Origin of the sequence: Dactylosporangium sucinum, assembly GCF_014647515.1 — a bacterium.
In the GTDB taxonomy this organism is placed as follows: Bacteria; Actinomycetota; Actinomycetes; order Mycobacteriales; family Micromonosporaceae; genus Dactylosporangium; species Dactylosporangium sucinum.
In genome coordinates, this window is record NZ_BMPI01000043.1 from 1 (window position 1) to 23,833 (window position 23,833).

A 23,833-nucleotide genomic window follows, 5' to 3' on the forward strand; every position below is an offset into this window, starting at 1 on the left:
CCACCATCGTCATCCCGGGACCGCGCCGGCGGCCGGTGCCGAACCTCCCCGATCGCCCGGGACCGAAGTCCCCTCCCCGCCGGGACCAACGGGGTCAGTTGCGCAGGCGGGCGGAGCTGACCTCGCGGTCCGGGAAGCGGCGCAGGTACTCGCGCTCCAGCTCGTCCGTGCGGCGGCTGTGGTTGGTCAGTGCGTCCTCGGAACCGTGCCGCAGGGTGTCGTGCCGGGTTTCGTGCAGGTTGGCCAGCTCGTGCAGCAGGGCCTCGTCGCTGAGCTGCGCGGGTGGGATACCGAGTGGATGCATGCCACCCAGGTACCCCACCCGCCGCTCGTCATGCGAGGGTCAGCGTGATGTCGTCGGCGTTGTAGGCCGGTTGGCCGTACCAGCCGTGGACGTAGACGGCGACCGACGTGGTCGACGGGCCCGTCGTGAACGTCAGGCTCAGCTGGGAGTAGGCCCCGCCGGTGCCGGGCGTCCAGGTGCTCGCGCTGACGCCGGTGCCGGTGGCGCCGAGGTACACGTAGCTGCCCCGGACGTAGCCGCTCAGCCGGTACGTGCGGTTCGGCAGCACGGTCACGGTCTGCTGGCAGCGCGCGTTGTCGGCGGCGGTGACCGCGCCGGCCAGGGCCTTCGTCCCGGAGCGGACCGGCGACGAGACGACCGAGCAGCCCGTGCCGCTCCACGGGGACAGGGAGCCGGTCTCGAAGCCGCCGTTGACCAGACCCGACGAGGGCGGCTGGGACGAGGACGCCGAGGCCGACGGGGAGACCGAGCGGGACGGGGAGATCGACGGTGACGGAGACGTCACGGTACCCCAGGGCACCTGCGGCGACCGGTAGAAGTTGATCCCCTGGACCGTCCAGCGGGGGCCCTGCGCGCCGAGCCGCACCTTGAACGTGTCCCAGTTCCGCACCGCCTGCGGCGACCACGCCAGCTCGGCGAGCGCCGGCATCCGCGGGAACGCCATGAACTCGATGTCGGCCAGCTTGGTGAGCGTCTCGGACCACATCGGCGCCTCGACCCCGATGATCGAGCCGGCCGGCACGCCGGACAGGTAGGCGCCCGGGTCCCAGCCGTATGCGGTCTGGACCTCGATCAGCCCGGCCCAGGTCAGGCCGAGGGGGGTTTCCCAGGTGTACTTCATGTCGAGGTACGTCTTGTTGGCCGGCGACAGCAGGATCTTGTCGCCCTTGCCGACCGCGGCGGCGAGGTCGGCGTCGGAGGTGCCGGTGCCCCAGTACTGCGCGACCCGGTTCGCGGTGTGGTCGGCCTGGCCCACCTGGTGCCAGCCGAGGACCGTCTTGCCGTTGGCGCCGACGAACGGCTGGATGCGGTTCATGAACGTGCGGTAGTCGGCGACGGACGTGCTCTGCGCCTCGTCGCCGCCGATGTGGAGGTACGGGCCGGGGGTGATCGCCGCCAGCTCGGCCAGCACCTGCTGGACGAACGTGTAGGTGACCTCCTTGCCGACGCACAGCGAGCTGAAGCCGACCTCGGTGCCGGTGTACAGCGGCGGCGCGGTGTTGTTGCAGTTGAGCTCGGCGTAGGAGGCCAGCGCCGCGGTCGTGTGGCCCGGCATGTCGATCTCCGGGACGATCGTGACGTGCCGCGCGGCGGCGTAGCTCACGATGTCGGAGTACTGCGCCTTCGTGTAGTAGCCGCCGGCGCCGCCCCCGACCTGGGTGCTGCCGCCGTAGGTCGCCAGCCGGGGCCAGGCGTCGATCACGATCCGCCAGCCCTGGTCGTCGGAGAGGTGCAGGTGCAGGGTGTTGAGCTTGTACTGCGCGATATCGTCGATGTACCGCTTGACCGTGTCGACGCCGAAGAAGTGCCGCGACACGTCGAGCATCGCGCCGCGGTACGCGTAGCGCGGATAGTCGACGATGCGCCCGCCGGCCAGGGCCCACGGCCCGGCCTGCGCGGTGCGCGCCTCGATCGACGGTGGCAGCAGCTGGCGCAGGGTCTGCACGCCGTGGAACAGCCCGGCGGCGGTCTGCGCCCGGACGGTGACCAGGCCGGCGGTGACGTCGAGCTGGTAGCCCTCGGCGCCCACGCTCGCGTCGGCGCCGGACAGCAGCAGGGCGATGCCGCTCGTCGGGGTGCCGCCCGCGGCGGTGACCGGCAGCGCGTAGCCGGTCGACGGCCGCAGGACGCCGGCGAGGTAGTTGCCGACGTCGGTGGCGGCGGCCGAGCCGGACTGGGTCTGGATCGAGGCGTTGGACGGCAGGGTGTAGGTCACGCCCGCGGCCGGCTGGGCCGACACGGGAGCGGGCACGACATCCTGCAGGTTCACCACGGCCGCGGCCGCGGGAGCGGCGGTGGCGACCCAGGCGATACCGGCGGCGGCGGTGACGGCGGCCACCGCGGAGGCGAGCAGGGCGGGACGTTGCACGGCGTCCTCCAGTGAAACTGTAAAGTTTCCTGTGAATTTGACGGCAAGCTATGTGTCCCTGTCAAGGGTCCGCCCTCACCGCAGTAGTGACGCGAGCAGGTCGTCACCAGCGCGGCGGCGACGTACACCTCGTCGCCGAGCCGGTCCACGGCGTCGAGCTCGGCCGTCAGGTCGGGCCCTGGCCGGCCGGGCACCAGGAAGTCGGCCCGCGACGACCGCCACAGGAACTCCGCCTCCAGCAGCCGGTCGGCGAGCGCGGGCTTGAGCCCGGCGAGGGTCGCCGCCGCCCAGCCCGACAGCGCCGGGTGGTGCCCCGGCTCGGCCAGCACGTGCAGCATCGACGTCAGCTCGGCCAGCGGCGACACCGCGAACGTGACGCGCTCGACCGGCAGCGAGGTGATGTCGATGGTGAGCCCACGCCCGCCGCCCCCCGCGCCCCCTTTCTCGCGTCGATCTTGCAGTTGTGGTGCCTACCAAACCCGAACAAGTTGGGGTGAGCCGGGCACCACAGGTGCAAGATCGACGCGGGTGGGGGTTGTGGGTGCTCAACGGCGCGAACCTGCCGCTTGCGTTGTGCTTCGCGGTGCTGGAGGTCGTGCTGCCCGTGGTGCTCACCGGGGCGTGGCCGGCCGTGCTCGTCGTCGCCCTGCAGGTGCCGCTCGTGGCGGCGCTGGCCGGGCGGTCGCGGCGGGCCGTGTTCGCCTGGAGCGGGGTGCTGCTCGCCGCGTCGTACGCCGGGTTCTGGGCATCGCCCTCCGCGGGTGTCGTCGCCGCGTGGGCGGTGCTCTACACGCTCGGGGAGATCCTCTACGCCGGCAGCGGCACGGCGCTGGTCACCGCGGCCCCGAGCCGGCCCGGCTCGGGGCCGAGCTCGCTCGGTGGCAGCTGTCGACCGGGGTCGCCAACGCCGTCGCGCCGGTGCTCCTGCTGTGGCTGCTCGACGCCGGGGCCGGTCCACTGTGGATCACGCTTGTGGTGGCCACCCTGGCCGGCAGCGCGGTCGCCGGGCGCTGGGGCCCGCGCAACCCGCCGGTCAGCGGGTCTTCTGCGGCGGGCGGCGCGGTAACTGCGGCGGCAGCGGCGCGCGGCCCTGCTGCTGGCGCTCCTGCCGGGTCTTGACGGCCAGCCGGGTGAGGTAGAAGAGGGCGGCGCCGAGCACGCCGACGTCGTCGAGGTAGATCGGGTCGGGCAGCAGGTCGACCGGGAAGATCGTGTAGATGATCGCGCCCCAGAAGGCGACCTTGCCGCCGGCCCCCATGGACTGCAGATACTTGCCGGTCTTCCAGACCCGGATCGCGAGGACGATGGCCACCACCAGCACGCCGATCAGCACCAGTGCGCCGACCGCGATGAGGGCGTAGAACAACTCCTCGGACATGCGCCGATTCTACGGGTGATACTTCCCCCATGCCCGTCGAGCCACCGCCGATCCTCAGCAACGTGCCCGGATCGTTCCCGGAGTCGGTCCTGCGCGACCGGCACCCGGCGATCGTCGCCCGGGTGCTCGAGGGGATCCCGTACGAACCGGCGGTACGAGAGCGACTTGGAAGGCTCTTGCAAGAGCCCGTCATCGAGCCCCTGCCCGCCGATGCCCACGACGCCGCCGACTGGGACCGCTGGGGTGAGGGCATGTACGGGCGGTCGTGGTACGACGTGCCATTCCTGTGGGCGGAGAACTTCTTCTACCGGCGGCTGCTCGACGCGACCGGCTACTACGGGCCCGGTCCGTGGCGGGGGATCGACCCGTTCGGGCCGCAGAAGGCGGCGGACCTGCCGGGCGCGGCGGAGCTCGCGGAGCTCGACGCCTTGCAGGACTTGCAAGAAGATGAACAAGCCGCCGCGCTGACCGCGGCGGCACTGTGGGGAAACTCGGCCGACCTGGGTTTCCGGCTGGTGTCCCAGGGCTCGCACCGGGTCGACGAGCTGGTCGCCGACGACACCAAGGCGCTGTGGGCGCTGCTGCGCGGCGGCGGCACGGTCTGTCTGGTGGCCGACAACGCCGGCCGGGAGCTGCTGCCCGACCTGGTGCTCGTCGACTTCCTGCTGCGCACCGGGCGCGCGGGGAAGGTCGAGCTGCACGTCAAGCCGGCGCCGTACTTCGTGTCGGACGCGCTGCCCGCCGACGTCCTCGACGAGCTGCGGAGGTTCCCGCCGGACAGTGCGGTGGGGCAGCGGCTGCGGGCGGCCCTGCGGGACGGCGCACTGTCCCTGCACGCCGATCCGTTCTACTGCGCGCCGCTCACCTTCCACGAGATGCCGCAAGACCTTGCCAGCCGGTTCGCGGCGGCGGAGCTGACCGTCCTCAAGGGCGATCTCAACTACCGCCGCCTCGTCGGGGACCGGCACTGGCCGGTGACCACGCCGTTCGAGGAGCTCACCGGGTACTTTCCGGGCGCGGTCGCGGCGCTGCGGACGGTGAAGTCGGACGTGGTCGTCGGGCTGGGCGCGGGCGCCGAGCGAAGCCTGCCCGCGTCATGGCGTACCAGCGGCGCTTTTGCACTCGTTCAAGTTCGCGGCTGAGCTCGTGGCGGAAGCGGTCGTCGAGGTGAAGGTCGGGCCGGCCCAGAACGTGGTCGTGTTCGTCATGGTGAGCACTCTGCCGCCGCCCACTTGGCGAGCACTTGCGGTCGGCTTGCGAAGTCCTTCAAGGGTGTCCGCCGTCACTATGGTTTCCGCATGAGCAAGATTCTCGTCGTGGACGACGAGCCGCAGATCCTGCGTGCGCTGCGGATCAACCTGGTCGCGCGGCAGTACGAGGTGGTCCTCGCGGCCGACGGGACCGAGGCGCTCCGGCAGGCCCAGCAGGCCCGGCCCGACCTGGTGGTTCTCGACCTGGGGCTGCCCGACATCGAGGGCGTCGAGGTGATCCGCAAGCTGCGCTCCTGGTCGCCGGTGCCGATCCTGGTGCTGTCCGGCCGGGCCGACTCGCGCGACAAGGTCGAGGCGCTCGACGCGGGCGCCGACGACTACGTCACCAAGCCGTTCAGCATCGACGAGCTGCTCGCGCGGGTCCGGGCGGTCACCCGCCGGCTCGCCCCCGGCGAGGCCTTGCAAGTCGTCCAAGTCGGCCGCCACGAGGTCGACTTCGGCGCCCGGACCGTCAGCGACGGGGTCCATCTCACCAAGACCGAGTGGGAACTGCTGGAGGTGCTGGCCCGCAATCCGGGCAAACTGGTCAGCCAGCGCCAGCTCTTGCAGGACGTGTGGGGTCCGACGTACCTCAAGCAGACCCAGTACCTGCGGCAGTACATGACGCAGCTGCGGCACAAGCTGGAGGACGATCCCGCCCAACCCCGGCATCTGATCACGGAACCGGGCATGGGCTACCGGTTCCAGCCCTAGCGCTGTTGCGGCCGCTTGAGGCGGCCGCCGCTCCGGCGCTTGCTGCGACTTGCGGCGGCTTGCTTCGCGCTTGCAGGCCGGGTTAAGCCAGACTTGAACCGGCTTTCATTGACCGATGCCACTCCACGGCGAAGCATGTGTCTCGGCGAGGCGGATGCACCTGTGGAGGAGTCATGGGTCTTCGCGTCGGCAAGCTCGTTCCGCTCGTAGCGCTAGCGGTGGTGGTGGCCGGGGGCACGGCCCTCGCCGCCGAACGGACCGCTGACCGCCGCCGGCCACCCGGCCGGGGGAGCGGCCTCGCGTTCGAGGTGCAGAGCCTCGACGGGTCCGGCAACAACCGGGCGCACGCCGACTGGGGGCGCTCGGGCCGGCCGTACAGCCGGGTGGCGCCCGCGGCCTACGCGGACGGCCGCGGCGCGATGGTCCAGGGGCCGAACGTCCGTTGGATCAGTAACCGTGTGTTCAACGACTCGCACCAGAACGTGTTCAACGACCGGCGGGTCAGCCAGTGGGGCTTCGTCTGGGGCCAGTTCGTCGACCACACCATCGGGCTGCGTGACGCGCCGCCCGACGAGCAGCCGCCGCCGGGTGCGGCGGCCAACATCGTATTCAACCCGGACGACCCCCTGGAGACGTTCTCCAACACGCTCGGGATGATCCCGTTCAACCGCTCCAACGCCGCGCCGGGCGGCGGGGTCCGCCAGCAGACCAACCTGGTCAGCTCGTACGTCGACGCCTGGGCCGTCTACGGCGGCACCGACGCGCGGCTGGAGTGGCTGCGCGAGGGGCCGGTCGACGGGAACCTGGCGAACAACGGGCCGCACCTGCTGCTGCCGGGCGGCTACCTGCCGCGGCGGGACAGCCGGGGCGACGCGGGCGCCGCGCCGGCGATGTCGGTCGACGGGATGCTGCGCGGCCGGCCCGGCACGGCGTTCGTCGCCGGCGACGTGCGGGCCAACGAGAACATCGGGCTCACCGCGGTCCAGACACTCTTCGCGCGCGAGCACAACCGGATCGTCGACCAGCTGCCGGCCGGCCTGACCGCCGAGCAGAAGTTCCAGATCGCCCGGCGGCTCGTCATCGCCGAGCAGCAGTACATCACCTACGAGCAGTTCCTGCCCGCGATGGGGGTGCGGCTCCCGCAGTACCGCGGCTACCGGCCGGACGTCGACGCCACGCTCTCGAACGAGTTCGCCACGGTCGGGTACCGCGCGCACAGCATGATCCACGGCGAGATCGAGATGTCGTCCGACGCCGGCCGCTACCCGGTGGCCCAGCTGGAGGCGTTCCAGAAACAGGGCGTCGAGGTCACCGTCGACGGCGACGAGGTCGAGCTGGCCGTGCCGCTGAACGTCGCCTACTTCAACCCGGATCTCGTACCGGCGGTGCAGCTCGGCCCGCTGCTGCAGGGCATCGGCGGCGAGTCGGAGTACCGCAACGACGAGCAGATCGACAACCAGCTCCGCAGCGTGCTGTTCCAGATCCCGGTCCCCGGCAACCCGCGCTGCCTCGACGGCGCCGAGCTGCCCGACTGCTTCAGCAGCGTCGTGGACCTCGGCGCGGTCGACGTCCTGCGCGGCCGCGACCACGGCATCCCGAGCTACAACGACCTGCGCCGCGCCTACGGCCTGCAGCCGCGCCGCTCCTTCCGCGCGATCACCGGCGAGCCGACCGAGTCCTTCCCGCGCGACCCCGCCCTGACGCTCGGCAAGGAGATCGACGACCCGAACAGCCTGGACTTCACCGCGCTGTTCGACATCGAGGGCAAGCGGATCTCGCCGACCGCCGAGGCGGCCGAGACCGCGGTGACCCGGGCGACCCGCCGCACCGCGCTGGCCGCCCGGCTGAAGGCGGTGTACGGCTCGGTCGACAAGGTCGACGCGTTCGTGGGCATGGTGAGCGAGCCGCACGTGCCCGGCACCGAGTTCGGCGAGCTGCAGCTGGCCATCTGGACCCGCCAGTTCCAGGCGCTGCGCGACGGCGACCGGTTCTTCTACCGCAACGACCCCGGCCTGACGTTCATCCGCCGGGCGTACGGCCTCGACTTCCGCCGCTCCCTGGGCGACGTGATCGCCGACAACACCGACATCCCGAGGGCGGATCTGGAGCGCAACGTCTTCTTCGCCCCGCCGGCCTGACCCACCCGGGCAGCCCCACCGACCTCGCGAGCCCCACTCACCCGTCCGGCCCTCCCGCCCCCGCGCACACGCCGTTCACCCCACGCCGCGCAACCGCGCGCACCCCCGCGCACGCGCACACGCGCACCCCGCGCAGCCCGCGCACCCGCGCGCAGCCCGCGCACGCGGCGCATCTCCGCGATCTTGGAGTTGTGGTCCCGCATTTGTCGTGCTATGTCCGACATTTCCGGGACCACAACTCCAAGATCGGCGAGGGGGTCGAGGACCGTTGGGCGAGGGTGGGCGCGGCGAGGGGCGGCGCAGCGGGGCGGCACGGCGCGGGGCGGCGAGGGGCGGCGAGGGACGCTGGTGGCGCGGCGCGGAGTGGGCGCGAGTGGGCGTGGAGGTGGGGGCGGTGGTCACCTCTGGGTGGGAAGCCGGGTGAGCGGGGGACGCGCGGGCTCCGGACGGGCCGATCGGGGTAAGGCTGGGGCTGGTCCGAAGGGGGGTGCGCGATGTCGCTGGCGGTCGCCTGTATCGGGATAGCCCTGCTCATCGGCACGCTGCTGCGCCTGTTCGTGCGCTCGCGCCGCCGGCCGGCCGGGACCGTCGTGCCCACAGTGGACTCCGTGGTGCACCGCGTGCGGGGCACCCGTCCCAGGGGCCGGGCGGCCGCGGCGAGTGTGGCGCGCCTCAGACCGGGTAGGCCCGTCCTGCACCGGTGCCCGGTTCGGCCGGGCCGGGCTTCGCCCGAGAACGAAAGGATCGCGCGCATGCAACCTGAAGGCGACGAACTGGCGCCCCAGGCTGACGACGAAGCTCCGGCAGTGTCCCCGGCCAGTGGTGTGCCCTCCAGCGGGATCGCATTCCGTGGCGGTGCGGGGGAGACGGCGGACGCACCGCCGCCCGCCGCGTCCGGCTCGACCTACCGGTCGAACAACGGTACCGGCTCCGTGACCGCGCTCGCAGCCCTGTGGAACGACGCCGACCGCCAGCGCATCCGCGGGCGGTGGCAGGAGCTGCAGATGCGCTTCCTCGACGACCCGCACCTCGTCGCGGGCGAGGCCGAGCGGCTGGTGCAGGAGGCGGTCAGCGCCCTGTCCGCGTCCCTCGACGCCCGCCGCAGCCAGCTGCACCAGCAGCGGGCCGCCCGCGGCCTGGACACCGAGAACCTGCGCGCCTCGCTGCGCGATTACCGCGAGTTCCTCGACCGCATCCTGAGCCTGTAAGGAGTCGAACAGATGAACTCCACGACGATCACGATCGGGTTGGTGGTGATCGCCCTCGCGGTAGGTGGGTGGATCCTGCTCCGCGGTGGCAAGGAAGAGGAAGAGGAGGCCGAGACCGCCGGTTCGGTTCCGCCGGCTCCGCGTCCGCCGGCCCAGGCGGCCACGGCCGGGATCCAGGCGCCCCCCGGCTACCCGCCCACCGCGGCGTCCGCCGGGATAGCCCAGCCGGGGATGCCCGGCGGGATGCCCGGCGGCGGGATGCCCGCGGGGATGCCCGGCGGCATGCCGGGTGGCATGCCCGGCGGGGGCCAGCAGGTGCCCGGCATGCCCGGCACCGGAATGCCGGCCGCGGCGGGCGGGTACGGCCAGCCGGTGCCCGGGGCGCCGATGTCGTCGGTGCCCGCGTACACGGGCGGCAGCGGCTACGGCACCTCGACGCCGCAGCCGGGGTACGGGGCGCAGTCCGGTGGCGGGTACTCGGTCACCGCGCCGCTCACCACCGAGGGCCACGCGTACGAGGTCCGGACCCGCTGGCAGGAGCTGCAGATGCGGTTCGTCGACGACCCGCAGACCGCGGCCGGGGAGGCCGAGCGGCTCATCGACGACGCGCTCGCCGGGGTGACGGCGTCGCTGAACGCGCGCAAGGACCAGCTCAGCACCTGGCGGGCGTCCGGCCGGGACGACACCGAGCAGCTGCGGGCGGCCGTGCACGGGTACCGCGACTTCCTCAACCACCTCGTGGGACCGTGACCTTCGTCGTTGCCGTTTGAGGGCCGGTCATCGGCGGGAATACCTCCATCGAAGGAGGACCGCCATGACAGCCACCCAAGTTCTGCTCACGATCATCGTGCTCCTGGTGATCGCCGCGCTCGGCTACGGCATCTGGTTCGTCACCCGGCGGCGCGCCCTGCAGCAGCGGTTCGGTCCCGAGTACGACCGGGCCGTCGCCGAGGGCGACAGCCGCCTTGCCGCCGAACGTGAACTGCGCGAACGGGAGCGGCGCCACGCCGCCCTGGAGTTGCGCGAGCTCGACCCCGCGGCGCGTACCCGGTACGCAACGTCGTGGGAGGAGATCCAGGCCCGGTTCCTGGACGATCCGTCCGGCGCGGTCCGCGACGCGGACGCGCTGGTCAGTGAGCTGATCGCCGAGCGCGGCTACCCGACCGGCGACTACGACGAGCAGGTTGCCACGCTCTCCGTCGAGCATGCGCGCACGCTCGGTCACTATCGCGACGCCCACGAGATCAGCGGGCTCAGCGAGCGGGGCGAGGCGACCACCGAGCAGCTCCGGCAGGCCGTGGTGCACTACCGGACGCTCTTCGCCGAGCTGCTGGGCACCGACGAGACCCCCGTGGCCCGCACCGGCGCTGCCGACCCCACCGTCTCCGAGACCACCGGCACCGTCTCCGAGGCCACCGACGCTCCCGAGCCCGCCGGCGTACCCCAGCAGCGGGCGTCCGGCGACGTGCCCCACGACACCAGCCGCCGGTCGTAGGGCCGGGAAAGGACGCTTACGATGCAGCAGGAACAGCGCGGGTCGCTCGACGAGACGTACGTCCCCGAGCCGCGGCGCGGCGAGCACGACGACCGCGACGACCACGACGTGGCCGTCGGTACCGCCCACCCGGCGGACCGCGAGGACACCGACGCCGGCCCGGACCGGGAAGAGGCCTACCCGGCCGGCACCTACGTCTCCGGTACGTCGCGCACCGACGACGACCGCGCCGACGCCGAGGTCGTGGACCGCGACGAGGCCCTGGAGGCCGAGCGGGTCGAGGAGGCCGAGGACCGCGACGTGCTGGCCGACCACGACGGCCGGGACGCGATCGGCGAGCGCGTGGACGAGGACGTCGCCGCGGAGCGCGCCGAGGAGGAGACCGCGGAGGCGGAGGCCGCCGAGGACCGCCGGTGGCAGGCCGGGGTCGCCGACGACCGTGACGTGTACGACCTCGGCGTCCAGCCGGTCGACGAGGCGCGCGACGAGGACGACGACGCCCGCACCGACACGTACGCCGACAGTGACACCCTCACGGAGGCCGAGGCCACCGGGCCCGAGACCGTCGAGGAGCTGCGGCCGGGCGCGGTCGAGCCGGAGCCGCTCGGCGCGTTCTGGGCCGACGGCGCCGTCGACGGCCTCCGCGAGCGGTGGCGCGAGCTGCAACTGCGCTTCATCGACGACCCGCGGTCGGTCGCCGGCGAGGCCGACCGGCTGGTCGCCGAGGCGGCCGCGTCGATCGCCGCCAGCCTGGAGGAGCAGCGCCGGCGGCTCGCCGACTGGCAGGACGACGGCGGCGACGACACCGAGCGGCTGCGGGCGGCCGTCCGGCGGTACCGTGACTTCCTCGACCGCCTGCTCGGCCTCTGACCAGCCGGAAGGGCTCCCCCGGCGAACCTGCGGGGGAGCCCTTCCGTCGTGAAGCTACCCGGTGGTAGCGTCCTTGGTACCGTCTAGTACCAAGGGGGTCGGATGCACGTCCGCGTCGCCGTCGTCGGGGCGGGGTTCGGCGGCCTCGGCGCCGCCATCCGGCTCAAGCAGCACGGCCACCACGACTTCGTCGTCTTCGAGCGCTCCGGCGAGCTCGGCGGCACCTGGCGCGACAACGGCTACCCGGGCTGCGCCTGCGACGTGCCCTCACATGTGTACTCGTACTCGTTCGCGCTGAACCCGCGGTGGAGCAACACCTACTCCCCGCAGCCTGAGATCTGGGACTACCTGCGCCGCGTCGCCGACCGGTACGACCTGCGGCCGAGCATCCGCTTCGGCACCGAGGTGCGGCAGGCGTCCTGGGACGGCGCGGCGAAGCGCTGGCGGATCGAGACCTCCGGCGGTGACTGGACCGCCGACGTGCTCATCTCGGCCGGCGGCCCGCTCAACGAGCCGGTCGTGCCGAAGCTCGCCGGCCTGGAGACGTTCCGGGGCGAGACGTTCCACTCGGCGCGCTGGAACCACGACGCCGACCTGGCCGGCAAGCGCGTCGCCGTGATCGGCACCGGCGCGTCGGCGATCCAGATCGTGCCGGCGATCCAGCCCGTCGTCGGCCGGCTGTCGCTCTTCCAGCGGACCCCCGCGTGGGTGATCCCGCGGCAGGAGCGCCCGCTGCGGGCGTGGGAGCACTGGATGTACCGCCGGATCCCAGGCTCCCAACGACTCATGCGGACCATCGTGTACTGGCAGGTCGAGGCGACCGTCATCGGCTTCCTGCGCCCGTGGGTCATGCGCTACGCGCAGCGGCTCGCGCTGCTCAACCTGCGCCGGGCGGTGCGCGACCCCGGGCTGCGCGCGAAGCTCACGCCGGACTACGCGCTGGGCTGCAAGCGGGTCCTCAAGTCGAACACGTACTACCCGGCCCTGACGAGGGACAACGTCGACCTGGTCACCGACCCGATCGCCGAGGTCCGCCCGCACGGCATCGTCACCCGCGACGGCACCGAGCACCCGGCCGACGTCATCGTCTTCGGCACCGGCTTCCACGTCACCGACCTGCCGATCGCCGAACGGATCCGCGGCCGCGACGGGCGGTCGCTCGCCGAGGTGTGGCAGGGCAGCCCCCGGGCGTACCGCGGCACGACCGTCGCCGGCTTCCCCAACCTGTTCCTGCTGCTCGGGCCGAACACGGGCCTCGGCCACAACTCGGTCGTGCTGATGATCGAGTCGCAGCTCAACTACGTCATGGCGGCCCTCGACCGCATGCGGGCCCGGCGGCTGGCGACGGTCGAGCCGCGGCCGGAGGCGCAGCAGCGGTACGTGGAGCGCGTCGACCGCCGGATGGCGTCCACGGTGTGGGCGACCGGCGGCTGCCAGAGCTGGTACCTGGACTCGACCGGCCGCAACTCCACCCTGTGGCCCGGCTCGACCTGGCGCTACCGCCAGCGGATGCGCCGCTTCGACGCGCGCGCCTACGAGGAGGTCCCGGCATGACCGTCCACTTCGAACGCTCCGGCGCCGGCGAGCCCCTCGTGCTCATCCACGGCATCGGGCACCACTGGCGGGCATGGGAACCGGTGATCCCGTCGCTGGCGCGCCACTACGACGTCGTCGCGGTGGACCTGCCTGGTTTCGGTCGCTCGCCGGTACCGCAGCACGACCTCGGCATGCCGAGTGCCGTGCGGGCACTGTCGGAGTTCTTCGCCGAGCAGGGCCTGGACCGCCCGCACGTCGCCGGCAACAGCCTCGGCGGCGCGATCGCCCTGGAGCTGGCCGCGGCCGGCCTGGCGCGCTCGGCCACGGCCCTGTCGCCGGCCGGCTTCGCGACCCCGGCCCAGGTGCGCCGCGCCCTGGCGGTCCTGCGCGGCCACCGCATCGGCGCGTTCACCCCGACGCCGGTGCTGCGCCTGTTCTACCGCACGGCGTTCGGCAAGGCGTTCTCGTTCGGCCGGCTGGTGACGCGCCCGTCGGTGCTGACCGCCGAGCGCGCCCTGGCCGACACGCTCGCCCTGCGCGGCGGCAAGGGCTTCGCGCGGGTGGCCCGCCACGGCCGCACGTACGCCTTCGCTGCCGCCTCGCTCCCGGTCCCGGTGACGGTGGCCTGGGGCGACCGCGACCGCATCCTGCTGCCGGTGCAGGCCGAGGCCGCCCGCGCCGCGCTGCCGGACGCCCGCCACGTGACCCTGCCGGGCTGCGGCCACGTCCCGATGAGCGACGACCCGGCCGCGGTGGCCGCCGTCATCCAGGAGACCGTGACGCTCGCCAGCCACGTCAGCTGATCCGCCCGGTGCGGCGGCTCATGGCCGCGAGCGCCTCGCGCCGGACGGTGCCGGGCTCGGTGGTGAGTCGCGCATACGTGAACCGCACAACGGTGTACCCGAGCGCGAGCAGGGCGGCATCCCGGCGCAGGTCGCGTTCCCGGTCCGCCGGCCCGGCGTGATGCGCGGCGCCGTCGAGCTCGAGGTTGACACCGCTGTCCGGGTCGACGGCGTCGAGGTAGACGGTTCCACCCGCCAGCGGCACCGGCACCTGCCAGCGCAGCCGGTCGAACGCGCCGCCGGTGAACACGCGCTCGCACCCCCACAGCTCGAGCGCGCTGCGGCACCCTCGCTCCAGCAGCCCGACCAGCTGCGCGAGCCCGCGACGACCGGCGAGCCGCGGCACCGCGGCCAACGCCGACCGCAGCCGCCCGGGCGTCGTGCGCCGCTCGCTGACCGCCACGATCGCGGGCGCCCGCTGCAGCCCGCGATCGAGCAGCGGCCAACTGTCGACGATCGAACGCTCCAGCCGCGTGACCGGGAAACCGTCCCGAACCACCATGTCCGCCGGCTCCCATCCCCGCCGCCGATGCACCCGAAGCCCGGCGGCCCCACGCGGCTGCCGCCCCTCAGCCACGACGAGGTGGATCGGCCCATCGACGGGCGCCGGGAGTCGCCACACCTCGAGCGCGGTGGTGTGGGACAACGCCGCGCCCTCCCCGCCGTACCGCACCGCGGCCGCCAGCCTGGCCCGCCGCTCGCCGATCCGGGCACGATCGAGGTAGGTCCGCGGGCACACTCGAACGAGCGCCCCGCCGGCCAGCGCCCGGTCGAGCACGAGATGCTCGGCCACGGCCAACGCCTCAGCACGGTCGACCACCCCGTGCCCGTTGTCAGCCAACCGCCGCAGTTCCCGATGCACGTCCAGATGCTGCCACCGCCGCAGCGCCCAATCGCCGCCGTCGGAGATCAACATGTGGACGACGCGGCACTTGTGGATATGGTCGCTGCTGATCTCCTTTTTTGACGTTGGTCGATCTACCCTCATTTGGATCTCTGTTGTTGAGGGTGGATCGACCAACGTCTGGGGGATGTGCCCGAGTGGCGGCGTGGCCTATCGGTCCGCTTGCCGGCCGCTCGGTCTGGGGCCTGTGCCCGCGCGTTGCCGGCTGTTTGGTCTGTGGGGCTGCGCTCGGCGTTGCCGGCTGCTTGGTCTGTGCACCTGTGCCCGCGTGTTGCTGGGCTTCTGGTTGGCTGCGCCTGGCTGCTGGTCGGCCCACGTACAGACGTTGGTCGATCTACCCTCACGAAGCAAGATTCAACTGAGGGTAGATCGACCAACGTATAAGAGTGGCAGGGCGGTGCGTTGCGGCCCCGGCGGCGTCGGTGGGCGGTACGCGGGTGCGAGCGCATGGCGGCGTGGCCCGGTGGTCGGTGAACCTGTGCCCGCGCGTTGCCGCTGCTTGCTCTGTGAACCCGTGCCTGCGGCTTGCCGGCTGCTTGATCTGCGGGCCTGCGCTCGGCGTTGCCGCTGCTTGGTCTGTGCGCCTGCGCCCGCGCGTTGCCGGGCTTCTGGTTGGCTGTGCCTGGCTCTCGGGCGCCTCGCGTGCAGACGTTGGTCGATCTACCCTCGCGAAGCAAGATCCAACCGAGGGTAGATCGACCAACGTCTCAGAGGGGCCGCCCCGGGTCAGCCGTCGGCGCGCGCTGCGTGGGTCAGAAGCGGACCAGGGTGCGGGCGCCCTTCCCCTCGCGCATGCGGGCGAAGGCCTCGGCGAGGTCGTCCAGCGGCACGTGGTCCGTCACCAGCGCGGCCAGGTCCAGGCGGCCGGCGCGCCAGTGGTCGAGCAGGACCGGGACGTCCACCGACGGGTCGGTGCTGCCGTACATGCAGCCGGTGAGCGTGCGCGCGAAGTAGGCCACCTCCAGCGCGCTCAGCGACAGCATGTCCTTCGGCGAGCCCAGGCCGACGACCGTGGCCGCGCCGCCGCGGCGGGTGCAGGACCACGCCGCACGGATCGTGTCGGCGCGGCCCACGCACTCGACGGCGTGGTCGGCGCCGCGGCCTTCGGTCAGGGCGCGGATCTCCTTCGCCAGCTTGTCCGACGGGGCGAGGAAGTCGGTCGCGCCCAGGCGGCGGGCCAGCTCCTCCTTGGCCGGGGACGGGTCGACGGCGACGATCGTCGTCGCGCCGACGATCCGCGCGCCCTGCAGGGCCGCCAGGCCGACGCCGCCGAGGCCGATGACGACCACCGACTGGCCCGGGCGGACCCTCGCCGAGTTGGTGACCGCGCCGACGCCGGTGAGCACCGCGCAGCCGAGCAGCGCGGCCTCCTCCAGCGGGACGTCGGCCGGGACCGGGATGCAGGCGTGGGCGCCGACGACCGTCTCGGTGGCGAACGCGCCGGTGCCGAGGCCGGCGTAGACGTCCTCGCCCGCGGTGGAGCGCGCGAACGGCACGGCGCGGGCGTCGTCGGCGTGCACGCACAGGTACGGCTCGCCGGCCGCGCAGAACCAGCAGTCGCGGCACGGCGGGGACCAGTTGAGGACCACATGGTCGCCGGGGGCGAGCGTGGTCACCGCGGCGCCGACCTCGACGACCGTGCCGGCGCCCTCGTGGCCGAGCACGACCGGGAAGGGCTGGCGCAGCGTGCCGTTGGCCAGGGACAGGTCGGAGTGGCAGACGCCGGCCGCGGCCAGCCGGACCCGCACCTGGGCCGGGCCGAGCGGGTTGAGCGTCAGCTCCTCCATCGTGAGCGGGCCGTCGAGGGCGCGCAGCACCGCGGCTCTGATCGGTGCCCCGCTCACAGCTGGATCGCCTTCACGCTCGTGAACTCCTCGTAGCCGAAGGGGCCGAGCTCGCGGCCGTAGCCGGAGTGCCCGATCCCGCCGAAGGGCGCGAGCGGGTTGAACGCGCCGCCGTTGACGTCGACCTGGCCGGTGCGCAACCGGCGGGCGACGGCGAGCCCGTGCTCCTGGGACCCCGACCAGACGCTGCCGGCGAGTCCATATTTCGTACCGTTGGCGATCCGCACGGCGTCGTCCTCGTCGCGGTACCGGACGATGGACAGGACCGGGCCGAAGATCTCCTCCTGCGCGATCACCGAGTCCGGGTCGACGTCGGCGAAGACCACCGGGGCGACGTAGTAGCCGGTCGCCGGCACCGCGCCGCCGCCGTGCACCATGTTCGCGCCGCCGGCGACGCCGCGCTCCACATAGGACAGCACCCGGTCGCGCTGCGCCGCCGAGGCGAGCGGGCCGAGGCGGGTGGCCGGGTCGGTGGGGTCGCCCGGGAGGTACTTCGACGCGGCGGCCACGGCGAGCCGCACGGCCTCGTCGTAGCGTGACTCGTGGACGAGCATGCGGGTCCAGGCCGTGCAGGTCTGGCCGGCGTTGAGGTAGCAGTTGGCCACGCCGACCTTGACCGCCGCCGCGTGGTCGGCGTCGGGCAGGATCACGTTGGCCGACTTGCCGCCGAGCTCCAGCGAGACGCGGGTCAGGTTGGCCGCGGCGGCGGCCGCGACCCTGCGCCCGGCCACGGTCGAGCCGGTGAACGAGACCAGGTCGATGCCGGGGTGCCCGGCCAGCTCGGCCCCGGTCGGGTCGCCGTAGCCGGTGACCAGGTTGTAGACGCCGTCGGGCAGGCCCGCCTCCACCGCGAGCTCGTGCAGGCGCAGCGCGGACAGCGGCGCGACCTCGCTGGGCTTGTGCACGACGGTGTTGCCGGCGGCGAGGGCCGGGGCGAGCTTGGCGACGGTCTGGTGCAGCGGATAGTTCCAGGGCGTGATGGCCCCGACGACCCCGACCGGGTCACGGACGATCCGGGAATTTCCGATCTGCTCGTCGTCGACCGGCGACGCAAGCTGGTCGATCATCGTGCCCAGGACCGTCAGCGGCAGCCCGACCTGCACCTTGCGCGACACCCCGATCGGCGTGCCCATCTCCGACGTGATGAGCGCGGCCAGCTCGTCGGCGTGCGACGCGAGGAGGTCGCGCAGCCGCGCGAGGTGCGCGGCCCGCGAGGCACGGGACAGGGAAGCCCAGCCGGGCTGGGCCGCCCGCGCCGCCTCGACCGCGGGGGTCACCGAGGGGGTCACCGGCACCGAGGCGATGACCGCTTCGGTGGCCGGGTTGTAGACGTCGATCACGAATCGTCTCCCTTACGCGAACGCGCTCACACCCGTGCGGGCGCGGCCGATGATGAGCTTCTGGATCTGACTCGTTCCTTCGTACACCGTCGTCACGCGGGCGTCGCGCAGGTACTTGCCCACGGGGTACTCGTCGATGTAGCCGTAGCCGCCGAAGACCTGCAGGGCGGCGTTGGCGGCGCGGACCGCGGCCTCGCTCGCGAAGAGCTTGGCCGTCGAGGACTCGGTCGCGAACGGCTGCCCGCGGTCGATGAGGTCGGCGACCCGCCAGGTGAGCAGCCGCGCCGCGTCGGCCTCGACCGAGATGTCGGCGATGAGCTGCTGCACCAGCTGGAACCCGGCGATCGGCCGGCCGAACTGGGTGCGCTGCCGCGCGTAGCCGACCGCGGCGTCGAGGCAGCCCTGGATGATGCCGACGCACCCGGCGGCCAGCGACATCCGGCCCTTCGCGAGCGCGGCCATGGCGATCGTGAACCCCTGGCCCTCGGCGCCGAGCAGCGCGGCGCGGGGCACGTGCACGCCCTCGAACGTGAGCGCGGCGGTCGCCTGGCCGCGCAGGCCCAGCTTCCCGTGGATCTCCTCGATCCGCAGGCCGGGCGCGTCGGCCGGGACCAGGAAGGCGGAGATGCCCTTCGGGCCGGGGCCGCCGGTGCGGGCGAAGACCAGGGCGACCTTCGCCCACGTGCCGTTGGTGATGAACATCTTGGCGCCGTCGATGCGCCAGCCGTCGCCGTCCGGCGTGGCCCGGGTGGCGAGCGACGCCGCGTCGGAGCCGGTGTCGGGCTCGGTGAGCGCGAAGCAGCCGAGCGCCTCGCCGGCGCAGAGCCTCGGCAGCCATGCCGTCTTCTGCTCGGGGGAGCCGTAGCTGTTGATCGACTTCGCGACGAGCCCGAGCGACACCGAGACGATTCCGCGCACCGACGAGTCGCCGCGCCCGAGCTCTTCGAGCACGAGGCAGTACGTCAGGTGGTCGCCCCCGCTGCCGCCGTGCTCCTCCGGGATCGTCACGCCGAAGAGTTCCAGGTCGGCGAGCTTCCTGACGACCGACAGGTCGACCTGCTCGGCCCGGTCCCAGGCGGCCGCGTGCGGGGCGATCTCGCGATCGACGAACTCCGCGGTCATCCGCCTGACCGCCTGCTGTTCGTCACTGAGCGTAAGGTCCATGCCGCCACCCTTTAACTAACGCCGTTAGTTTCTAAGATCGTAGCCATGGTCCGTCCCAGAACGCCACTGCTCACGCGGGAGCGCATCGTCGAAACCGCCACAGCCATCGTCGACGCCGACGGGCTCGACGCGCTGTCCACCCGGCGGCTGGCCCGCGACCTCGGCGTGCAGGCGCCGTCGCTGTACAACCACTTCGCCACGAAGGAGGAGATCGTCGACGCCGTCGGGGACGCGATCGTGGCCGGCGTCGACCTGTCCATGCTCGGCCGCGACCCGTGGCCGGCCGCGCTGAAGGCGTGGGCGCGGGCCTACCGGGCGGCGTTCCGCGCGCACCCGAACGTCGTGCCGTACCTCGCCCGCGGCCCGGCCCGCCGCCCGGCCTCGCTGCGCCTGGCCGACGCGGTCTACGGGGCGCTGGTCGACGCGGGCTGGCCGCCGGCGATGGCCACGCGGATCGGGGCGACGATGCGGTACTTCGTGGCAGGCTCGGCCCTGGGCTCGTTCGCGCTCGGCTTCGTGGACGACCCGTCGCTCTACGCCGAGGAGTACCCGCACCTGCGCGACGCGCACCGCCTGGCCGGGCACCACGAGCAGGTCGACGAGGCCGCGTTCGAGCTGGGCCTGGAGGCCCTGGTGGACGGCCTGGAGCGCCGCTTCGCGACGATCGAGCCCGCGTAGCCGCTATGTGCCCGGGCGGACGTGCCTGGTCTTCAGCCTGGCCGGCAGCACGCCGCCCGGATCGACGAGCACCGCGCCGGTCACGGATCGGTCAGGCGGCGGCCTCGGACGGCATGACCAGCAGCAGCTGGCCGCCCGGGCGGGTGCTCATCCGCACCGGCAGGCGCATCATGCGGCCGGCCCGGATCAGCACGGTCGCGGTGTCGAGGTCGGCGACCCGCAGCCCGGGCGAGCCGGTGCGGGCCGGGCCGGAGACCAGCAGGACGCCCCGCCAGGCGGCCTCGGCCAGCAGCCGGGCGTGCCGGACCTGGCGGCCCGAGCGCGGCGCGTCGGGCGTGCCGCACAGCTCGGCGTACCCGCGCCACCACGCGCGGTCGAGGAAGCCGTCGGTGCCGGGCTCGGTGAAGACGCGGGAGATCTCGTACCGGTGGCGGTTGCCGGCGGTGTAGCGGTGCACGCTCGCCGAGTGGCCGGCCGCCTGGAGCAGCTCGACCAGCCGGTCCGCGGCGACGGGCCGGTTGAACTCGGCGAGCACCCCCGACAGGGCGTGTGCGGAACGTGCCCGGGCGCCCCCCAGTGCCCGGGCACGGCCTCCTCCACCGCACACCCCGGTACATCGCACCAGCACGGCCGCCTCGAACGCGGCGACGGTCGAGGCCAGATAGTGCTCGCCGGTTGACACGATGTCCACCGGGACACCGTCGCGCGCACCGGGGTATCGACGGAACTGTCATCAGCGTTCCTTGAGGAACTCTTGAAAGAGCACCACCCGGGTGCGGCGGCGCTCGGCCGGTGTGACGCCCTCCGCAGACATGGTGTGCCGCCGCGCGACATCCCTGACCGGAATACGCACTCCCGCCGGGAAATGTGCACGACCCGGCCGGCAACCGGCCAACCTTCCCGGACGCTGCACCACCTGCGGCGATCTTGGAGTTGTGGTCCCGTCTTTATACAGAAATATCCGACATATACGGGACCACAACTCCAAGATCGCGGAGAGTGGGGAGCGGTCGGCGCGGGCGGCGGCGCGGGCGGTCGGGTGGCGCGGGTGGCGCAGCGGGCCGGGGCCGGGCAGGGGGCGGGAGGGGCAGGGGCGCCCGGGCGGGGGATGCGCGCGGGTGGTCGGGTGGCGCGGGCGGCGCAGCGGGCCGGGGGACGGGCAGGGGCGGGAGGGTGGGTGCGTGGAGAGGTGAGCGGCGGGGCGGGGGGCCGTACCATGAGCGCACGATGCGGGTGATGGTGGTGGAAGACGACGCGCGGGTGGCGGCCGCCCTGGCCACGGCCCTGCGGCGGCGCGGGCACGAGATCGTGCACTGCATGACCGCCGAGAGCGCGCTCGACACGTTCGCCGCCGAGCCGTTCGACCTGGTGCTGCTCGACCTCAACCTGCCCGACGGCGACGGCATCGACGTGTGCCGCACGCTGCGGCGCAAGGACGAGAACGTCGCCATTATCGCCGTCACCGCGCGGGCCGAGGAGCGGGACCGGGTCGCCGGGCTGCAGACCGGCGCCGACGACTACGTGGTGAAACCGTACTCGATGGCCGAGCTCAACGCCCGCATCGAGGCCGTCCTGCGGCGGGCCGCGCGGGCCGTGCTCGTGCCGGCCGAGGTGGTCGTCGCCGGGCCGGTGCGGATCGACGTCGCGGCGCGGCGGGTGTCGGTGCACGCCCGGGAGCTGGCGCTGACGCGCAAGGAGTTCGAGATCCTCGCCGTGCTGGCGCGCACGCCCGGCGTGGTGGTGTCGTACGACCGGCTCATCCTCGCCGTCTGGCAGACCAGCTTCGTCGGGCGGCACACCCTCGACGTGCACGTCGGGTCGCTGCGGGCCAAGCTCGACGTCCCCGGGCTCGTGCAGACCGTCCGGGGTGTCGGCTACCGGCTGGCGCCGTGAGGGTCCGGCTCGTCGGGACCTACCTGGTGCTGCTCCTGCTGGTGCTGGCGGCGCTCGAGGTGCCGTTCGCGACCATCATCGCCGGAAGGGACACCCAGCGGCTGGTGGCCGACCGGCTCGCCGACGCCACCCGGTTCGCCACGCTCGCCGAGCCGGCGCTGCGGGCCAGCGAGACCGCCGAGATGTCGGCCGAGCTGGTGCGCTACGACGAGTTGTACGGCATCACCGCCATCGTCGTCGACCAGGACGCGCACCGGGTGGTCAGCTCGCGGCCCGGCGCGTTCCTCGACGACGCCGACGTCCTCCGGCAGGCGCGCCGCGCGCTGGAGGGCCGGGAGGCCAGCGACGACGGCACCGTGTGGCCGTGGCGGACGGATCCGTACGTCGTGGCGGTGCCGGTCGGCCGCGGCGGCGAGGTGATCGGCGCCGTCATCACGATCTCCCCGACGCGGGAGCGGGCCAACGCCGTCGGCACCGCGTGGAGCATCCTCGCCGGCGGTGGGCTCGTGGTGCTGTTCGCCGGCATCGTCGCCGCCTGGCTGCTGGCCCGCTGGACGCTGCGGCCCGTCGCCGAGCTCGACGCGGCCGCGCACGAGCTCGGGGCCGGCGACTACGCGGCCCGGGTGCCCGCCGCCGACGGCCCGCCCGAGCTGCGCCGCCTCGGCACCGCGTTCAACGAGATGGCCGCGACCGTCGCCGACTCCCTGGAACGGCAGCGCGCGTTCGTCTCCAACGCGAGCCACCAGCTGCGCAACCCGCTCACCGCGCTGCGGCTGCGGGTCGAGGACCTCGGCGCCGACCTCACCGACCCGGACGCCGTCGAGGGGCACAAGCTCGCGCTGGAGGAGGCGGAGCGGCTCGGCGAGGTCCTCGACAGCCTGCTCGCGCTCGCCCGCGCCGAGCGGGGCCGCTTCGAGCTGGCCGACTTCGACGCCGGCGAGGTGGCCTGGGCCCGGATCGTCGCCTGGCAGCCGGTGGCCACCAAGAAGCAGATCACGCTGCGGTACGTGCGGCCGCCGCACCCGCTGCGCGCCCGTGCCGTGACGACGGCGCTCGACCAGACCCTCGACGCGCTCATCGACAACGCGGTGAAGTTCTCCGGCCCCGGCGCGACGGTCACCGTCCGGCCCACCGCCGACGAGGGCGGCGTCGCCGTCCACGTCGTCGATACCGGCCCGGGCCTCAGCGAGCAGCAGCGGGAGCTGGCGACCGTGCGCTTCTGGCGGGCGCCGGACGCGCAGAACGTCGACGGCAGCGGCCTCGGCCTGCCGATCGTCGCGGTGCTCGTGGAGGCCTCGGGCGGCCGGCTCGACCTGCAGCCGAACACCCCGACCGGCCTGCAGGCCCGGGTCTGGTTCCCGGCGGCGCCCGCCTAGGCCTTCTGGCCGCGGTAGTAGCGGGCGGCGCCCGGGTGCAGCGGCAGCGGCGGGGTGTTGATGGCCGAGCGGATGTTCAGCCGGGCCGCCGCCTGGTGCGCCTTGGCCAGCTCGTCGCGGCGCTCGAAGAGGAGCTGGGTCACGCCGTACGCGAGCGGGTCCGGCATCGACGTGCGGACGAGCAGGTAGTTGGCGATGCCGACCGCGACGATGTTGCTGATGCCGCGGTACGTGGAGGCGGGCACGACCCGCTCCGCGTAGTAGTCGCCGTAGTTGTGGCGCAGCTCGGAGACCACCGCCTGCAGGTCGATCAGCCGGATCGGGAAGTGCTGGGCCAGGTCGGTGATCGTGGCCACCGGCAGGCCGCCGGAGAAGAAGAACGCGTCGACCTGGCCGCCGGCGAGGGCCTTCGCCGAGTCGTCGAGCCCGAGCTGGACCCGCTGCACGGACAGGCCGGCCACGCTCAGGATCCGCTCGGCGGTGACGGCGGTGCCGGAGCCGGGCGCGCCGATCGAGACCCGCCGGTCGCGCAGGTCGGCGACGGTCTGCACGGGGCCGCCGGCGGCCACCACCACGTGGATGTAGTCGTCGTAGATGCGGGCCAGCGCGGCCAGCCGGCCGGGCGCGGCCGCGTGGCCGGCGCCGGCGATGTCGGCCTGGGTGAACGCGACGTCGGCCCGGTCGTCGCGCACGTCGTCGACGTTCTCCTGGGACGCGGCGGTCTCCAGGACGCTGGCGCGGACCTTCGGCAGGTACCGCTTGGCCAGCGCCGCGATCGCCGTGCCGTACTTGTAGTACACCGCCCCCGAG

General features: G+C 73.3%; 23 protein-coding genes. 13 read left to right on the plus strand and 10 right to left on the minus strand.

Going from position 1 to position 23,833, the window contains the following annotated elements; translation table 11 throughout:
• Positions 1-94: 94 nt before the first annotated feature.
• The 3 genes from IEZ31_RS35400 to IEZ31_RS35410 are packed head-to-tail and all read right to left on the minus strand — an operon-like array spanning position 95 to position 2,854.
• Positions 95-304 (minus strand): DUF6158 family protein, encoded by a 210-nt coding sequence (locus IEZ31_RS35400; protein ID WP_190254433.1) that lies wholly within the window; start codon positions 302-304, stop codon positions 95-97.
• A 28-nt stretch (positions 305-332) separates the two neighbouring features.
• The gene (locus IEZ31_RS35405; protein WP_229836139.1) at positions 333-2,393 is read right to left on the minus strand and encodes a family 20 glycosylhydrolase; all 2,061 of its coding nucleotides are present in this window, start codon (positions 2,391-2,393) and stop codon (positions 333-335) included.
• Entirely contained in the window at positions 2,291-2,854 is a 564-nt protein-coding gene (locus IEZ31_RS35410) for a DUF5937 family protein (protein WP_308429463.1), read from the minus strand. The genes IEZ31_RS35405 and IEZ31_RS35410 overlap by 103 nt, the downstream gene beginning before the upstream one ends.
• 50 nt (positions 2,855-2,904) lie before the next feature.
• Between IEZ31_RS35410 and IEZ31_RS35415 the strand changes: the two genes are divergently transcribed.
• A complete protein-coding gene (locus IEZ31_RS35415) occupies positions 2,905-3,459 on the plus strand; it encodes a hypothetical protein (RefSeq protein WP_190254435.1) in 555 nt (184 codons plus the stop codon).
• On the opposite strand, the gene IEZ31_RS35420 is transcribed toward IEZ31_RS35415, so the two are convergent.
• Positions 3,427-3,771, minus strand: a complete 345-nt coding sequence (locus IEZ31_RS35420; RefSeq protein ID WP_190254436.1) for a YkvA family protein — start codon at positions 3,769-3,771, stop codon at positions 3,427-3,429. The two genes, IEZ31_RS35415 and IEZ31_RS35420, sit on opposite strands and share 33 nt — an antisense overlap.
• 29 nt (positions 3,772-3,800) lie before the next feature.
• On the opposite strand from IEZ31_RS35420, the gene IEZ31_RS35425 reads away from it, so the two are divergent.
• The 9 genes from IEZ31_RS35425 to IEZ31_RS35465 all read left to right on the plus strand — a co-directional run bounded on the left by IEZ31_RS35425 (position 3,801) and on the right by IEZ31_RS35465 (position 13,785).
• Positions 3,801-4,913 carry a damage-control phosphatase ARMT1 family protein gene (locus IEZ31_RS35425; protein WP_190254437.1) on the plus strand — a complete coding sequence of 371 codons (1,113 nt, stop codon included), beginning with the start codon at positions 3,801-3,803 and terminating at the stop codon, positions 4,911-4,913.
• 156 nt (positions 4,914-5,069) lie between these two features.
• Positions 5,070-5,735: a response regulator gene (locus tag IEZ31_RS35430; RefSeq protein WP_190254438.1), complete on the plus strand. Its 666-nt coding sequence runs from the start codon at positions 5,070-5,072 to the stop codon at positions 5,733-5,735.
• Positions 5,736-5,908: 173 nt separating this feature from the next.
• Positions 5,909-7,873 (plus strand): peroxidase family protein, encoded by a 1,965-nt coding sequence (locus IEZ31_RS35435; protein ID WP_190254439.1) that lies wholly within the window; start codon positions 5,909-5,911, stop codon positions 7,871-7,873.
• 752 nt (positions 7,874-8,625) lie between these two features.
• Positions 8,626-9,081, plus strand: a complete 456-nt coding sequence (locus IEZ31_RS35440) for a hypothetical protein (RefSeq protein WP_190254440.1) — start codon at positions 8,626-8,628, stop codon at positions 9,079-9,081.
• 12 nt (positions 9,082-9,093) lie between these two features.
• Positions 9,094-9,831 (plus strand): hypothetical protein, encoded by a 738-nt coding sequence (locus tag IEZ31_RS35445; protein WP_190254441.1) that lies wholly within the window; start codon positions 9,094-9,096, stop codon positions 9,829-9,831.
• 64 nt (positions 9,832-9,895) lie between these two features.
• A complete protein-coding gene (locus tag IEZ31_RS35450) occupies positions 9,896-10,576 on the plus strand; it encodes a hypothetical protein (protein ID WP_190254442.1) in 681 nt (226 codons plus the stop codon).
• A 21-nt stretch (positions 10,577-10,597) separates the two neighbouring features.
• Complete coding sequence (locus IEZ31_RS35455) at positions 10,598-11,446, plus strand: hypothetical protein (RefSeq protein ID WP_190254443.1); 849 nt, start codon at positions 10,598-10,600, stop codon at positions 11,444-11,446.
• A gap of 102 nt (positions 11,447-11,548) precedes the next feature.
• On the plus strand, positions 11,549-13,000 hold the full coding sequence (locus tag IEZ31_RS35460; RefSeq protein ID WP_190254444.1) for a flavin-containing monooxygenase: 1,452 nt from the start codon (positions 11,549-11,551) through the stop codon (positions 12,998-13,000).
• Entirely contained in the window at positions 12,997-13,785 is a 789-nt protein-coding gene (locus tag IEZ31_RS35465; RefSeq protein ID WP_190254445.1) for an alpha/beta fold hydrolase, read from the plus strand. The genes IEZ31_RS35460 and IEZ31_RS35465 overlap by 4 nt, the downstream gene beginning before the upstream one ends.
• On the opposite strand, the gene IEZ31_RS35470 is transcribed toward IEZ31_RS35465, so the two are convergent.
• The 4 genes from IEZ31_RS35470 to IEZ31_RS35485 form a co-directional block, all read right to left on the minus strand.
• Positions 13,778-14,812: a DUF559 domain-containing protein gene (locus IEZ31_RS35470; protein ID WP_190254446.1), complete on the minus strand. Its 1,035-nt coding sequence runs from the start codon at positions 14,810-14,812 to the stop codon at positions 13,778-13,780. The genes IEZ31_RS35465 and IEZ31_RS35470 overlap by 8 nt on opposite strands.
• Before the next feature lie 668 nt (positions 14,813-15,480).
• Positions 15,481-16,572 carry a Zn-dependent alcohol dehydrogenase gene (locus tag IEZ31_RS35475; protein ID WP_229836143.1) on the minus strand — a complete coding sequence of 364 codons (1,092 nt, stop codon included), beginning with the start codon at positions 16,570-16,572 and terminating at the stop codon, positions 15,481-15,483.
• The gene (locus IEZ31_RS35480) at positions 16,569-17,912 is read right to left on the minus strand and encodes an aldehyde dehydrogenase family protein (RefSeq protein WP_190254447.1); all 1,344 of its coding nucleotides are present in this window, start codon (positions 17,910-17,912) and stop codon (positions 16,569-16,571) included. The genes IEZ31_RS35475 and IEZ31_RS35480 overlap by 4 nt, the downstream gene beginning before the upstream one ends.
• Positions 17,913-17,924: 12 nt before the next feature.
• Positions 17,925-19,076, minus strand: coding sequence for an acyl-CoA dehydrogenase family protein (locus tag IEZ31_RS35485; protein WP_190254448.1), 1,152 nt, complete (start codon positions 19,074-19,076; stop codon positions 17,925-17,927).
• A gap of 45 nt (positions 19,077-19,121) precedes the next feature.
• Here IEZ31_RS35485 and IEZ31_RS35490 point away from each other — a divergent pair, with 45 nt between their 5' ends.
• Positions 19,122-19,754, plus strand: coding sequence for a TetR/AcrR family transcriptional regulator (locus tag IEZ31_RS35490; protein ID WP_190254449.1), 633 nt, complete (start codon positions 19,122-19,124; stop codon positions 19,752-19,754).
• 91 nt (positions 19,755-19,845) lie between these two features.
• On the opposite strand, the gene IEZ31_RS35495 is transcribed toward IEZ31_RS35490, so the two are convergent.
• The gene (locus IEZ31_RS35495) at positions 19,846-20,445 is read right to left on the minus strand and encodes a hypothetical protein (RefSeq protein ID WP_190254450.1); all 600 of its coding nucleotides are present in this window, start codon (positions 20,443-20,445) and stop codon (positions 19,846-19,848) included.
• Positions 20,446-20,981: 536 nt separating this feature from the next.
• Here IEZ31_RS35495 and IEZ31_RS35500 point away from each other — a divergent pair.
• Positions 20,982-21,647, plus strand: coding sequence for a response regulator transcription factor (locus IEZ31_RS35500; RefSeq protein WP_190254451.1), 666 nt, complete (start codon positions 20,982-20,984; stop codon positions 21,645-21,647).
• Positions 21,644-23,023 (plus strand): sensor histidine kinase, encoded by a 1,380-nt coding sequence (locus IEZ31_RS35505; protein ID WP_190254452.1) that lies wholly within the window; start codon positions 21,644-21,646, stop codon positions 23,021-23,023. The genes IEZ31_RS35500 and IEZ31_RS35505 overlap by 4 nt, the downstream gene beginning before the upstream one ends.
• Here the strand turns inward: IEZ31_RS35505 and IEZ31_RS35510 are convergent.
• On the minus strand, positions 23,020-23,833 hold an 814-nt coding region (locus IEZ31_RS35510; RefSeq protein ID WP_190254453.1), incomplete at its 5' end, for a TAXI family TRAP transporter solute-binding subunit. The genes IEZ31_RS35505 and IEZ31_RS35510 overlap by 4 nt on opposite strands.

Bases quoted from the DNA above. Each gene is read 5' to 3' on its own strand.
- IEZ31_RS35400 (WP_190254433.1), bottom strand. From the start codon at position 304: ATGCATCCACTCGGTATCCCACCCGCGCAGCTCAGCGACGAGGCCCTG.
- IEZ31_RS35420 (WP_190254436.1), bottom strand. From the start codon at position 3,771: ATGTCCGAGGAGTTGTTCTACGCCCTCATCGCGGTCGGCGCACTGGTG.
- IEZ31_RS35425 (WP_190254437.1), top strand. From the start codon at position 3,801: ATGCCCGTCGAGCCACCGCCGATCCTCAGCAACGTGCCCGGATCGTTC.
- IEZ31_RS35430 (WP_190254438.1), top strand. From the start codon at position 5,070: ATGAGCAAGATTCTCGTCGTGGACGACGAGCCGCAGATCCTGCGTGCG.
- IEZ31_RS35435 (WP_190254439.1), top strand. From the start codon at position 5,909: ATGGGTCTTCGCGTCGGCAAGCTCGTTCCGCTCGTAGCGCTAGCGGTG.
- IEZ31_RS35440 (WP_190254440.1), top strand. From the start codon at position 8,626: ATGCAACCTGAAGGCGACGAACTGGCGCCCCAGGCTGACGACGAAGCT.
- IEZ31_RS35445 (WP_190254441.1), top strand. From the start codon at position 9,094: ATGAACTCCACGACGATCACGATCGGGTTGGTGGTGATCGCCCTCGCG.
- IEZ31_RS35450 (WP_190254442.1), top strand. From the start codon at position 9,896: ATGACAGCCACCCAAGTTCTGCTCACGATCATCGTGCTCCTGGTGATC.
- IEZ31_RS35455 (WP_190254443.1), top strand. From the start codon at position 10,598: ATGCAGCAGGAACAGCGCGGGTCGCTCGACGAGACGTACGTCCCCGAG.
- IEZ31_RS35460 (WP_190254444.1), top strand. From the start codon at position 11,549: ATGCACGTCCGCGTCGCCGTCGTCGGGGCGGGGTTCGGCGGCCTCGGC.
- IEZ31_RS35465 (WP_190254445.1), top strand. From the start codon at position 12,997: ATGACCGTCCACTTCGAACGCTCCGGCGCCGGCGAGCCCCTCGTGCTC.
- IEZ31_RS35470 (WP_190254446.1), bottom strand. From the start codon at position 14,812: ATGAGGGTAGATCGACCAACGTCAAAAAAGGAGATCAGCAGCGACCAT.
- IEZ31_RS35485 (WP_190254448.1), bottom strand. From the start codon at position 19,076: ATGGACCTTACGCTCAGTGACGAACAGCAGGCGGTCAGGCGGATGACC.
- IEZ31_RS35490 (WP_190254449.1), top strand. From the start codon at position 19,122: ATGGTCCGTCCCAGAACGCCACTGCTCACGCGGGAGCGCATCGTCGAA.
- IEZ31_RS35500 (WP_190254451.1), top strand. From the start codon at position 20,982: ATGCGGGTGATGGTGGTGGAAGACGACGCGCGGGTGGCGGCCGCCCTG.